A 12,722-nucleotide genomic window follows, 5' to 3' on the forward strand; every position below is an offset into this window, starting at 1 on the left:
TAAACATCAATGCTCATGGGCGTGTCCCGGACGAGCAACACTGCTTCGTTCACACTCGGTCAGAAATTGGATAGAATTCAGTTTACTGGTTGATGGTGCTAAATAATATAATCCGACGGTTTTTTGACTGGGTGAGTAAATCTCCAACATGCCATTGACATCAGAATAAAAATCACCTTTATTGATCACGACATTAAAATCTTTTATTTTCTCAACACGTCGCTGCTCTGTGCTTTTCACTAGCGGATAACTCATATACTCATAGCCAACAAAATCAACAACATTAATTTGATTATTATTGAAAAAGATTTGAACTTTACTGGCACCAGTGGGGAAGAAAAACTTACCATTACGCTCTATCGTGATGTGATTATAGCTTTGGTCAACTTGGCAGGTATATTCTTTGACCTGACTTCTAGTACTACAACCCGCTAAAACAAGGCTAGCTAGCAATAATATCCCTATCTTTCTCATATGTTCCCTATGCTCTCAAAATGGTTATAACTTAATCTACCTACCAGTATACATGTAATAAGCCTTAAGCTAAATTGGGAAATGGTAACCAAATTTTAAGAGCCGAACGATTTAGTGTCCAAAGGCTACAATGTCGTCGATTTACGGATCAGCAATTCCCCATTAAATAAGTATTGCAGCGGGGGTTTATCGGGGTTTTCCAGTTTTTCGAGCAAACACTCTACCGCCTTGTGCCCCATTTCAGCTGTTGGTTGAGACACCGAAGTCACCCCTTGCCCAGCTAATGCAGCCCATTCGAGGTTATCGAAGCTTAAAAAGCCAATATCTGTCCCCCAACGTAGCCCTTGTTTATTCATAACATACGCCAGCTGCAAGGTCAGGACACCATTGGCGGCGACAATCACTTTGCGCATACCACGATGTGCGATACAAAAGTCAGCAACGATAGCCTCTAATTTTGCCGGATCTGGCAAGGTGACTTCATGAAATTCGCTTTGAATATGTTGATGATTCTGTGATAACGCTTGAAATGTCTGTAAGCGCTCTTGGCGTGCACTGTTATACACAACAGGCTCAGTGACGAAGCAAATCGCTTCGAACCCTTGCTCAACAAGATGATTAAAGGCCATTTGTGCGGAAGCGGGGTTATCTAACCCAACCATGTCGCTGGGAAAATTGTCGATTTTTCTATCTAATAAGACAAATGGCAGAGTAGTTTCTTTCAGCACGTCAATGAATTGTTCGTTAACACCCGCTGAATTTATGATTAGCCCATCCACGCGGTAACCTTTGAGCAGTTGAATAAATTGGCATTCACGCTCAATGCTATTATCCGCATTGCACACGACGGTCATAAAACCTTGTTTGATTGACTCGGCTTCCACCCCTTTTAGCACTTCAACAGAGAATGGATTACTGATATCGGCAATAATCAAGCCAATCAGGCCTGTCCGCCCATGTTTCAAGCTACGCGCCATTTGGTTTGGCCGATAATTTAATTCACGAATAGCGCTTTCAATACGTTGACGCAAATTATCTGAAAGCAAATGAAATTCACCATTCAAATAACGTGAGATACTGGTTTTCCCTGCCTGAGCTTTGGCAGCGACATCTTTGATCGTGGCAACTTTTTGCGTTTTCGGGGCCATAGCTTTCGGTTTTTCCATTCTCTAAAAACATCACCAAGTGGTTATCTTACTCGAATAAGTGTCATTTTACTTGCGGTATTGCGTTAACTTGCTGTTTTAGCCATTGAATAAATATATCTGCCTTTGGGTTTCGTTTTTCATTCAACATGGCAAAATAATAGCGTTGTTGGCACTTCAGCGAAATATCGCCAAATGGCATCACTAGTTCTTGCCGCTTCAGCCGTTTTTCAACCAATTGTTTACGCCCCATTGCCACACCAGCATGGTTCATTGCGGCAACAATCGCTAAATCGGAACGATCAAAACACAGGTTGCGACGATGTGGAAACAGTGCCAACTGGTAATGCTCACTCCACGCTTTCCACTCATCATAGTCGGAGTTGCTACTCCATGCCTGACGGTCATGCAATAAAGTGCCATTTTTTAGTTGATGAATATTATTGAGTAAATCATATTGCTGCGCGTATTGCGGGCTACAAACAGGCACAATGGATTCAGTCATCAAGTCCTCACAATACAGATTAGATCTTGTTATATCATCATAATAAATAGCAATATCAATACCATAGCCACAAAAATTAACATCATCGTTTCCCGTTAACAGATTCAACTGAATTGAGGGGTATTGATTAGCAAAATCTGCAATTTTGGGGATTAACCAGCACTGGGCAATGGAGGGCCGTGAATACACCGTCAGTTCACCCGAAATTTCTTGGTTTTTGATATCAATGATTTCTTGATTAATATCATCCAAATTTTTACGTAGTGCCCAGTAAATTCGCTCCCCGTCTGAGGTTAACTCAATGCGCCGATGAAAACGCTCAAATAATTTAAACCCTAATTCCCCTTCTAACGTGTTAATTCGGTGACTAACTGCACTGGGGGTTAACGAAAGTTCCTGTGCCGCTAAGGCAAAAGAACAATGCCGTGCAGCCGCTTCAAAGGTATGCAAGCGCGATAGTTGATAACTTGATAGCCGTTTATTCCATTGAATAAATCCAGATTGCTCAAATTGATTGAATTTTACCGACACAATGCCCCCAATAAAAACTATGATGCCTAATAATCTCTACAATACCCATTTTAAGATGAATTTAGATGACCCAAAGACACTAATCTCCTATTTATATGACTAATATCACAGCCTTGAGTTAATTTAGTTCATCTAAACTGCATGTTTCATCGTTTGTCACCTCTGAATATTTATTATCCAATAGAAGAACAACAACAAGATGATCAGGGGTAGGATATGGACTCTACAATGTGGATGATTGGTACTTTAGTTATCAGTATTTTACTAATCATCGTTTCAATTATTAAATTTAAGTTTCATCCCTTTTTAGCACTTTTACTCGCCAGCTTCTTTGTCGGTATCTCCATGCAAATGAACCCATTAGAGATGGTCAGCGCCATCGAAAATGGCATTGGGGGTACACTTGGGTTTTTAGCCGCTATTATCGGTTTGGGGACTATACTCGGTAAAATGATGGAAATCTCCGGTGCGGCAGAGCGCATTGGGGTGACATTACAAAAGAGCCGTTGGTTAACGCCTGACGTTACCATGGTACTAATTGGCTTAATCTGCGGTATTACGCTGTTTGTTGAAGTGGGCGTTGTCCTGCTAATCCCATTAGCTTTTTCCATTGCGAAAAAAACCAATACCTCGTTATTAAAACTGGCTATCCCATTATGTACCGCACTGATGGCTGTACACTGTATCGTACCACCACACCCTGCGGCTCTCTTTGTCACAAATGAATTAGGTGCTGACATTGGTACGGTGATTGTGGCAGGGCTCGCAGTAGGCTTAGTCGCGTCATTAGTGGGTGGACCACTGTTCCTCAAGTTCTTAGGTGACCGCTTACCGTTTAAAACGGTACCAGAAGCCTTCTCTGACCTCGAAGTACGAGAAGAGAAAGATTTGCCTTCTCTCGGTGCCACATTATTTACCGTTTTACTGCCAATTATTCTCATGTTGATCAAAACAGCTGCTGATTTGAACATGAGCAAAGATAGCCAGTTATTTACCTTTTTACAGTTTATTGGTAACCCAATAACCGCTATGTTTATTGCCGCTTTTGTCGCTTATTACATGTTAGGGATCCGACGTAATATGGGAATGAGCGTATTGCTCAGCAAAACCGAAGAGAGTTTTAGCTCAATCGCTAATATTTTATTGATTATCGGTGCGGGTGGGGCATTTAACGGTATCTTAAAAGGCAGTGGACTGAGTGATTCCTTAGCGATGGTGCTATCGGGTATTGATATGCACCCAATCTTACTGGCCTGGCTAGTGGCAATCATCCTGCATGCCGCGGTCGGTTCTGCCACTGTTGCGATGATGGGCGCAACCGCAATTGTGGCTCCGCTAATGCCAATGTACCCGCACATTAGCCCAGAAATCATGACATTAGCCATTGGTTCCGGCGCAATTGGTTGCACCATCGTGACTGACTCGCTGTTCTGGTTGGTCAAACAGTACTGTAATGCCACTTTAGCCGAAACGTTCCGTTTTTACAGTGTCGCCACGTTGATTGCGTCTTTCGTCGCGCTGGCAGGGACTTTTGCACTTTCATTTGTGATTTAAAAGAGAGTAATTATGACTCAGATAAATGTTGATAAGTTAATTGCTGACTACCCTTTAGTTCAGGACTTAATCGATTTAAAGCAAATTGCGTGGTTCAACCCAAATGTCACGACGACACAAGCGGGTTTGCCTTATGTCGGGCTAACCATTGAAGATGTGCAAGATGCAGAAGCGCGCCTACACCGTTTTGCGCCTTATTTGATGAAAGCGTTTCCAGAAACTCAAGCAACACAAGGAATTATCGAATCTGACGTTATCGATATTCCAAACATGCAAGCCGCACTGGAAAAACGTTATCAAAGGCCAATCACAGGAAAAATGTTACTGAAAAAAGATAGTCACCTGCCAATTTCGGGGTCAATTAAAGCCCGAGGGGGGATCTATGAAGTACTCACTCATGCGGAAAAACTTGCCTTAGCCGCCGGTATTTTATCGACAGATGATAATTACGAAATTTTATTCTCTGAACAATTTCGCCAATTCTTTAGCCAATACCGTATTGCCGTTGGTTCAACCGGTAACCTTGGTATGTCCATCGGCATTATGAGTGCTAAACTCGGCTTTAGCGTCAGCGTGCATATGTCTGCTGATGCCAGACTGTGGAAAAAAGACAAATTACGTTCACATGGTGTGAATGTAGTGGAATATGAGCAAGATTACAGCATCGCAGTTGAACAAGGCCGTAAAGAAGCCGAAAAAGATCCTAACTGCTTTTTTATTGATGATGAAAACTCAACCACCCTGTTTCTCGGCTATGCTGTCGCAGGCCTTCGTCTAAAAAAACAATTTTTAGAGCAAGGGATTACTGTGGATAACGACCACCCGCTATTTGTCTATTTACCTTGTGGTGTCGGTGGTGGCCCCGGTGGTGTCGCTTTCGGGTTGAAACTGGCCTTTGGTGATGCCGTCCATTGCCTATTTGCCGAGCCCACTCACTCGCCTTGTATGCTGTTAGGAGTTCATACTGGCCTACATGATGGTGTGTCAGTCCAAGAAATTGGTATTGATAATATCACCGCCGCAGACGGGCTGGCAGTTGGCCGTGCATCCGGTTTTGTGGGGCGTGCAATGGAGCGGCTTATTGATGGTTATTACACCATTGACGATAGCGAAATGTATAACCTGTTAGGTTTACTCAACCAGACCGAGTCTATTAAATTAGAGCCGTCAGCCTTGGCGGGTATGACTGGTTGCGTACATGTCATGCAAAACACAGGTTATTTGCAATCCAAATCCCTCACGCCGATGAAACTGGCCAACGCAACACATCTTGTATGGGCAACGGGTGGTGGTATGGTGCCTGTGGATGAGATGCAAAAATATTTATCACAAGCTAACCTAAGTTAACAATTAACGTATTCAACGCCCTCTTCACGTTCAATGAGAAGAGGGCTTTTTAGTATCAACTACACATTATTAGCTTTGTAATAATTGCCCCGGTAATGGCACTAAATCACTTTCAATATAGCGTCTCACTAAGGTTGCGAGCGCCACTAATGAGTCCAAATGAGTCCTTTCCCAACCGTGGGAGCTGTCTAGTGCGAAACACGCTAAAGCCGCACGAATATCCCATCCTGCATCAATTGCCGCAGCACTATCCGAACGATAATGTTTAAAAGTATCGCGGACGTGAGGAATATCATACTGCTGGCATAATTGCAGTAAATGCCGTGTAATTGCCAAATCAAACGGGCCGGTTCTGTCACGAAAGGCTAAGGTCAGTGCGTCATCTCGTGTGGTTTGATCTGGAGCAGAAACTGAGTTATCAATCGCTAACAATTCTTGAACTTGCGAACCAAAACCGTGTGTGCCGCCAATTCCAACTTCTTCTGAAATCGTGAACATCATCTGGCAAGGCACCGCAGGCACAACGCCATCATCCACCAGTGATTTTAATGCGGCTAACATCACCGCACATCCAGCTTTATCATCCAAATGACGCGATACAATAAAGCCGTTATCAATGAATTCGGGTTGCGCATCAACCGCAACAATATCACCGACATTTAAGCCATGGGATTGTAAATCAGCGAAGTTATAACAGGGAGCATCAAGGCGAATTTCTAAATTATCCCAATCCGCAATTTGAGTATCAACTTCAGTATTAAAGCGATGCCCAGACGCTTTTAATGGCAAAATAGTGCCACGATATTGGTGATTGTCGCTAAATACTGTCACCCTTGCACCTTCCGCAAAGCGTGCTGCCCATGTGCCTGTATTACGCAGTGCCAAGCGCCCATTTGGTTTGAGTTGTGTCACCATCGCCCCAAGCGTATCAAGGTGTGCGGCTAATGCACGTTTAGGTTCTTCAGAGCCAAGCGTGATATATAGCACTCCGCGGCGTGTATATTTCGGTGCGAACCCCAACTCAGTCAACCATTGATGTGTCTGCGCAACAGCTTGTTCAGTCATCCCAACCGGGCTAGGCGTACATAACAATGTTTTTAATACAGAGGTCAGATATGCTTTATCTATCATTACGTTACCTATCTTCACTTAAAAAACGTTCTTGCAATGTGGCTTGTAGCGCTAACATGGCTTGTTCCGCGTAGGCCATATGTGTTTCCATCACCGATTGAACCTTCTCGGCGTCTTTACGGCGTAAAGCCTCGATTAATTGATATTGGTATTCAATACCTTGGCGTCTGTCGACGGGCTCAGGTTTTAAATAAATGTCCTTACAAACCGCTAAATCTTTGAGTAAACGCTGTAAAAAGTGGCAAATAAACACTAATAAAACGTTATCGGAATAGCTGGCAACCACCGCATGAAAATCCAGCTCTGCCATCCGTTGCTGCCAGCGCTCATTTTCATCTGCGGGCTCATGGTCATAAATAGCGATGGTATCGTACAGCTTCTGGATACCGTCATTATCAATGTTGTCAATTGCACTAACTGCAACCACCGGTTCTAGTAATTTACGTAACGTATAAATATCTTTGATTGATATATCCCGCGTAAACAAATAATTCGATAACAAACTCATTGCTCGCGATTCAGTCATAGAATCAATAAACGCACCACCACCCGGCCCGGTTTTTGTTTTAATTAACCCTTGAACTTCCAGTGATTTCAGTGCTTCTCGCACAGTACTTTTGCTGGCGTTATAATGTTCAATAAGTTCTTTTTCTTGTGGCAAACGGTCACCGGGTATGAGGTTATCGGCCATGATAGTTTCTTTTATTGCATTGACGATTTCATCAGTCCGCTTAATACGTACTGGTTCTATCGTCGTCGGCTTATTGTTGCTCATGTTAGGTTCTCAACTGGTTTAAATAAGTTTCTAAGCGACTGAATCAACACGAATACGAGGGGCACTAGCCAATAAATTTCGCGTATATTCATGCTCCGGTGCGGCAAATAAGCTGCGGGTATCTCGACATTCTAACAAATCTCCTAAATAGAGTACGGCGACTCTATCTGCGATTGATTCCACTACCGCTAAATCGTGGCTAATAAATAAATAGGATAACGAAAACTGTTGTTTGAGTTGTTCTAATAGCAACAAAACTTGCGCTTGTACCGAAACATCCAACGCACTAACCGGCTCATCCAGTACTAATATTCTTGCATCTGCGGCTAAAGCTCTCGCAATGGCTAGCCTCTGAGCCTGCCCGCCTGAGAATTCATGGGGATAACAGGCTAAAGCATCGATTGGCATATTGACGGCCTCAAGTAATTCCGCCAGCCGAGCCGCTCTTTGTGATGAGTTCATGTGTTTTAAATATTTCAACGGAACAGACAAAGTCTCTCCAATGGTTTTTCGCGGGTTCAAAGATGCAACAGGGTCTTGAAAAACATACTGAATGGCTTGCCCAAACGCACGCGCACCTTGCTGCTGCCACTCGGCACGAGTTTGCCCTAAGACAGTAATATCTCCCGAGGTCTCTCGCTCCAAGCCAACTAAAATACGCGCTAAAGTGCTTTTCCCTGAGCCACTCTCCCCAACCACCGCCAGAGTTTCACCTTCGTAAAGTGATAATGAAATATTTTTCAATGCATGAACTTGGCGCCCTCGAGGGTGAAATAAGCTTCTTGGCTGCCCGAAGGTTTTCACCAGCTGATTAACCTCAATCACTTTTTTCATTAAACCTCCTGTGTCGATGTCAAATCATTGCCATCGGGCTGATGACCATAGAGTTGTTGCACTTGTTTTAAAAACCCACGTCCTTCCCCTAACTTAGGTACACTGGCAATCAGACGTTGTGTATAAGGATGCTGAGGCTGCCGTAATACCGTTTGCGTATCACCGGTTTCGACTATCTCACCTTGTTGCATCACTGCAACACGGTCGCAAATTTGGTTAATAACCGCGAAATCATGGGTAATAAATAAGAGCGCAACCCCGCGCTCACGGCGTAGCTGGTCAAGTAATTCTAAAATTCGCGCTTGTACTGTGACATCTAATGCGGTAGTTGGCTCATCAGCAATAATCAACACGGGGTCATTAGCCAGCGCCATTGCGATCCCTACCCGCTGGCGCTGTCCGCCCGAAAGCTCATGAGGATAGGCATCGAAACGTTCTTGCGCATCTGGGATCCCAACGCTATCCAACAATTCAATGGCTTTATTTTTCGCCTCATAGAGTGACAAAGATTGGTGAGCGGTGATGGCCTCACGCAATTGCACACCGATAGTAAACTGGGGATGGAGTGTCGTCAGTGGGTCTTGGAAAATATATGACACCTTCGCACCGCGACGGCGCTGCATAACAGATAACGGCAATGACAACATTTCTTCGTGTTCCACATAAATCCCCCCCGCCGTAATCAATGCAGGAGGTGATGCAAGCAGCCCCATCACAGATAAAGCGGTAACACTCTTACCCGAGCCGCTCTCCCCAATTAACCCTAGACACTCCCCCGCCCCAACAGTAAAACTGATCCCTTTTACAGTTGGACGTAATTGATTTCCTTGGCGAAAAGCGACCGACAAGTCTTTGACTTCTAATACTACTTGTTCATCTCCCGTTTTCGCAGGAATATTAACTCTATCGGTCTGCGTCATTGGTTGTGATCGCTGTAAGGCTCCTGATTTTAACCGAGGATCAAGAATGTCACGCACGCCATCCCCTAGCAGGTTAAAACTAATCACAATAAGAAAGATCATAATACCGGGTACCAATGCCACATGAGGAGCGACAAACATCTGTGCGCGCCCTTGCCCTAACATTGAACCTAAGTCTGCATTAGGTGGCTGAGTACCTAGCCCTAAAAATGACAAGCCTGCCGTCTCTAAAATCATCCAACCGATGGTCGTTGACATGGTAACCACAATGATTGGCAAGACATTCGGTAACACTTCCGTTAATAGGACTTGTAAATGGTTTTTACCTGACAACCTAGCTGCTTGAATAAAATCCCTATCGCGCAAACCGACCGTTAACCCACGAATGTTCCTAGCAAAAAAGGGAATATTCACTAATGCGATCGCATATAACGCATTGAGCAACCCAGGCCCAAGTACCGCGACAATGGCTAATGCCAATAGAATGTATGGAAATGCCATTAGCATATCAATACAACGCATCAATAATGTATCAGTGCGATGGCCGACATACCCAGCCACCAAGCCTATCAGGGTGCCGAATATTGCAGCGATTAGAGTTGCTGAAATACCGACCAATAGAGACACTCTCGTTCCCCACAGCAATCGAGATAAAATATCTCGCCCTAAATGGTCAGTACCTAATAAATGACCAGACGAAAAAGCGGGAAGTAGACGATTAACTAAATCAGTTTCATCAGGATTAGCAAGAGGGAGCCAAGACGCTAAAAATGCCAAGAGCATAATGATAGATAAAGTAAATAGCCCCAAAGTTGCTAGGCGGTTCGCTAGCAGTAACGAGCCGATCGACTGGCGATGACGATGCTGAATAACAGGGGTCATAGACTGGCTCATGATTTCAACCTCGGGTCTAATATGGCTTGCGCAACATCCGCAAGTAAATTGATAAAGACATAGGACGCGGCTGCAATCAATACGCCCCCTTGGACTAAAAATAAGTCACGGGTTGCCACTGCCTTCACTAGCATGGCGCCGAGTCCCGGCCACTGAAAAACGGTTTCAATGTACACCGCACCACCAAAAACAAAGCCCGCTTGGATACCAATGACGGGAATGACGGAAACCAATGCCATACGAAATGCATGGCGAAAAATCACTTTGCGCTCACTTAAGCCTTTTGCCCTTGCTGTACGAATAAAATCAAGTCGCAGTACTTCTAACATTGCTGTACGCGTCAAACGCGCTATCACCCCTGTCGCAACCAATGAAAGCGTCACAGCAGGTAAAACAAGGTGATGCAATAAATCGCTCAGGCCACCGCCTTGCCAAATATCGTACATTCCAGATGCCGGAAACCATTGTAATTGAACAGAAAAAAACATAATCATCAGTAAACCAATCCAAAAAGATGGCATTGAGATACCCAATAAAACGGCGAGTGTAATAAATCGGTCACTCCAACTAAATTGACGAATGGCGGAAAGAACCCCGGCTAATAGCCCTAAAATTGAGCTGAGTAACAATGCACTTCCACCCAAAATTAATGTGGCAGAAAATCGCTCTAAAACCTCATCAACAACAGGTCGGTTAAGGACAAATGAGCGGCCAAAATCACCCGATATCAAATTATTCATCCAAATAAAATATTGCTGATATAACGGCTTATCCAACCCAAGCTCTGTTTTTACTCTAGCCACATTTTCAGGAGTCGCCCAAGGGCCAAGCAATGCTTGAGCTGGGTCTCCAGGGATCATTGCCATGATAAAAAAGACAATTAACGTCAAACCAATCAGTATGGGTATGGTCGCTAAAATGCGTTTCAAACAGTATAACCACATAGTTTTTCCCCATAAAATCAAATAATTAATTAAATAACCAATTCACATTAATCAATCTTTACGAACGTCTTTAAGTAATAAGTTAAAATTAGGCTGCAATTTGAAATATTTAACATGCTCATTAGCAACCGCATTTTGCTTCCAATTCGCCACAAACAACCAAGGCGCATCTTGATGAACAATTTTTTGAACTTGTCGATATAATTGAGCGCGCTCCTCGAGGTTATTCGTGACCCGCGCTTTATCTAACAATTCATCCAGTTGCTTGTTACTGTAATAACCGGAGTTAAATCCACCTTTATCCGGCCAAGAAGCGCTATGCAAGGTTAAAAAAGGTAAGGTATCTGGGTCATTCGTCATCCACGCCATTTCGGCCATATGCGCTTGTTTGAGGCCTGCATTGACCTTGGATAGGTAGGTATTCCACTCAAAGGTTTGAATTTCGACAACTAAGCCAACCGCTTTCAGGTCAGCTTGAATGGCGGTGGCCATGGGAATCGGGTCTAACATCCCTGAGCCCCCTTCGGTGACATAAAAAATAATTTTTTGCCCTTGAGCCCCCGCTTCTGCTATCAATTGGCGGGCTTTTTCAGGGTCATAAGGGTAAGCTTTGGTTTCTTTATCAAATGCCCAATCGAAAGCCGATGGAATCGGTCCTTGTGCCACTCCTGCGGAATCCTGAAGAATATATTTCACAATATTTTCTTTATTTACCGCGTAGTTAACTGCTTGCCTTACACGCACATCATCAAACGGTGGCTGAGATGCATTGAGCATGGCATACCAAACATGAGGTCCTACCGCTTCATAAACATGGAAGCGGTTGTCATTAACAAATAACGGAACATTATCAGCAGGGACTTCAACCATGGCATCAATCCCCCCTGATAACATTTCGGCTACCCGGGTATTGGCGTCAGTAATCGGCCGAAAAACAACATGTTTTAAACCGGGTTTACCATCCCAATAGTCTTCATTAGCAGATACGACAACCCTTTGGTTTGCCGTCCACTCATCAAATTTAAAGGGGCCTGTTCCGCTGGGATGGCGGCTAAAGTCTTTGTCATATTGCTTTACTGCTGTGGGCGAAACAATCAGCCCTGCGGGCGTGGCTAAGTTTGATAAAAACGGGGCAAATGGTTCTTTTAAGGTAAAAACCACAGTCTTGTCATTCGGGGTTGTAATTTTGTCTATGGCAGAGAAAAAAAACGATAATGGGAATGGCCCTGTATGGTAATACGGGTGCTGGTTATCCAACATTCGTTCAAACGTGAATTTGACTGCATCTGCGTTGAAGGGGCTACCATCATGAAACTTTATATTTTCACGTAAGTGGAAAGTGTATGTGAGGCCATCATCACTAATAGACCATGATTGAGCTAAAGCAGGTTCAAGCGTTAATGTGCCATCAGCATTGCGAACTAATCCTTCGTACAAGTTAACCAAAATTCGGGAATCATTCGCAGCGGTTGCGACTTGCGGGTCTAATGATTGCGGTTCTGCAACTTGCCCTAATAACAAGACATTTGGGTGGTTCACCGCCAATGTCGGTAGCGAAATAAAGCATAAAAGCCAAAGACTGGCTATCCATCTACATAAACGCATATTCATTCGCTCCTCCCCGAGTGCTGACATTGCTATATGATTGTGAAGTGTGATTTGTGTCAA

General features: G+C 43.9%; 11 protein-coding genes. 2 read left to right on the forward strand and 9 right to left on the reverse strand.

All coding sequences use genetic code 11. The annotated features are described in order from the left end of the window. Positions 1-6: 6 nt before the first annotated feature. The 3 genes from PSF09_RS04760 to dsdC form a co-directional block, all read right to left on the reverse strand. Positions 7-474, reverse strand: coding sequence for a hypothetical protein (locus PSF09_RS04760; protein WP_272664432.1), 468 nt, complete (start codon positions 472-474; stop codon positions 7-9). A 125-nt stretch (positions 475-599) separates the two neighbouring features. Further along, complete coding sequence (locus PSF09_RS04765; protein WP_210838126.1) at positions 600-1,640, reverse strand: LacI family DNA-binding transcriptional regulator; 1,041 nt, start codon at positions 1,638-1,640, stop codon at positions 600-602. 43 nt (positions 1,641-1,683) lie between these two features. Next, positions 1,684-2,655, reverse strand: coding sequence for a DNA-binding transcriptional regulator DsdC (gene dsdC, locus PSF09_RS04770; protein ID WP_272683551.1), 972 nt, complete (start codon positions 2,653-2,655; stop codon positions 1,684-1,686). A 216-nt stretch (positions 2,656-2,871) separates the two neighbouring features. Here dsdC and dsdX point away from each other — a divergent pair, with 216 nt between their 5' ends. Then, positions 2,872-4,209, forward strand: a complete 1,338-nt coding sequence (gene dsdX / locus PSF09_RS04775; RefSeq protein ID WP_210838130.1) for a D-serine transporter DsdX — start codon at positions 2,872-2,874, stop codon at positions 4,207-4,209. A gap of 12 nt (positions 4,210-4,221) precedes the next feature. Further along, the gene (gene dsdA / locus PSF09_RS04780; RefSeq protein WP_272683552.1) at positions 4,222-5,556 is read left to right on the forward strand and encodes a D-serine ammonia-lyase; all 1,335 of its coding nucleotides are present in this window, start codon (positions 4,222-4,224) and stop codon (positions 5,554-5,556) included. Positions 5,557-5,625: 69 nt separating this feature from the next. On the opposite strand, the gene PSF09_RS04785 is transcribed toward dsdA, so the two are convergent. The 6 genes from PSF09_RS04785 to PSF09_RS04810 are packed head-to-tail and all read right to left on the reverse strand — an operon-like array spanning position 5,626 to position 12,665. Next, positions 5,626-6,687: an osmoprotectant NAGGN system M42 family peptidase gene (locus PSF09_RS04785; protein WP_272664435.1), complete on the reverse strand. Its 1,062-nt coding sequence runs from the start codon at positions 6,685-6,687 to the stop codon at positions 5,626-5,628. A 4-nt stretch (positions 6,688-6,691) separates the two neighbouring features. After that, positions 6,692-7,462, reverse strand: coding sequence for a FadR/GntR family transcriptional regulator (locus PSF09_RS04790; RefSeq protein ID WP_272664436.1), 771 nt, complete (start codon positions 7,460-7,462; stop codon positions 6,692-6,694). Between the two features lie 30 nt (positions 7,463-7,492). After that, positions 7,493-8,296, reverse strand: a complete 804-nt coding sequence (locus tag PSF09_RS04795; protein ID WP_210838139.1) for an ABC transporter ATP-binding protein — start codon at positions 8,294-8,296, stop codon at positions 7,493-7,495. Beyond that, entirely contained in the window at positions 8,296-10,110 is a 1,815-nt protein-coding gene (locus PSF09_RS04800; protein WP_272683553.1) for a dipeptide/oligopeptide/nickel ABC transporter permease/ATP-binding protein, read from the reverse strand. The genes PSF09_RS04795 and PSF09_RS04800 overlap by 1 nt, the downstream gene beginning before the upstream one ends. Beyond that, positions 10,107-11,054, reverse strand: coding sequence for an ABC transporter permease (locus tag PSF09_RS04805; protein WP_272664438.1), 948 nt, complete (start codon positions 11,052-11,054; stop codon positions 10,107-10,109). Before PSF09_RS04805 ends, PSF09_RS04800 begins: the two co-directional genes overlap by 4 nt. Positions 11,055-11,105: 51 nt before the next feature. Then, positions 11,106-12,665 (reverse strand): ABC transporter substrate-binding protein, encoded by a 1,560-nt coding sequence (locus PSF09_RS04810; protein ID WP_272664439.1) that lies wholly within the window; start codon positions 12,663-12,665, stop codon positions 11,106-11,108. Positions 12,666-12,722: the final 57 nt, after the last annotated feature.

It is taken from the genome of Providencia sp. PROV141, from assembly GCF_028481645.1.
Lineage (GTDB): Bacteria > Pseudomonadota > Gammaproteobacteria > Enterobacterales > Enterobacteriaceae > Providencia > Providencia rettgeri.

Coding starts and splice junctions, on each gene's coding strand:
- PSF09_RS04760 (WP_272664432.1), bottom strand. CDS start 474: ATGAGAAAGATAGGGATATTATTGCTAGCTAGCCTTGTTTTAGCGGGT.
- PSF09_RS04765 (WP_210838126.1), bottom strand. CDS start 1,640: ATGGAAAAACCGAAAGCTATGGCCCCGAAAACGCAAAAAGTTGCCACG.
- dsdX (WP_210838130.1), top strand. CDS start 2,872: ATGGACTCTACAATGTGGATGATTGGTACTTTAGTTATCAGTATTTTA.
- dsdA (WP_272683552.1), top strand. CDS start 4,222: ATGACTCAGATAAATGTTGATAAGTTAATTGCTGACTACCCTTTAGTT.
- PSF09_RS04785 (WP_272664435.1), bottom strand. CDS start 6,687: ATGATAGATAAAGCATATCTGACCTCTGTATTAAAAACATTGTTATGT.
- PSF09_RS04790 (WP_272664436.1), bottom strand. CDS start 7,462: ATGAGCAACAATAAGCCGACGACGATAGAACCAGTACGTATTAAGCGG.
- PSF09_RS04795 (WP_210838139.1), bottom strand. CDS start 8,296: ATGAAAAAAGTGATTGAGGTTAATCAGCTGGTGAAAACCTTCGGGCAG.
- PSF09_RS04800 (WP_272683553.1), bottom strand. CDS start 10,110: ATGAGCCAGTCTATGACCCCTGTTATTCAGCATCGTCATCGCCAGTCG.
- PSF09_RS04805 (WP_272664438.1), bottom strand. CDS start 11,054: ATGTGGTTATACTGTTTGAAACGCATTTTAGCGACCATACCCATACTG.
- PSF09_RS04810 (WP_272664439.1), bottom strand. CDS start 12,665: ATGAATATGCGTTTATGTAGATGGATAGCCAGTCTTTGGCTTTTATGC.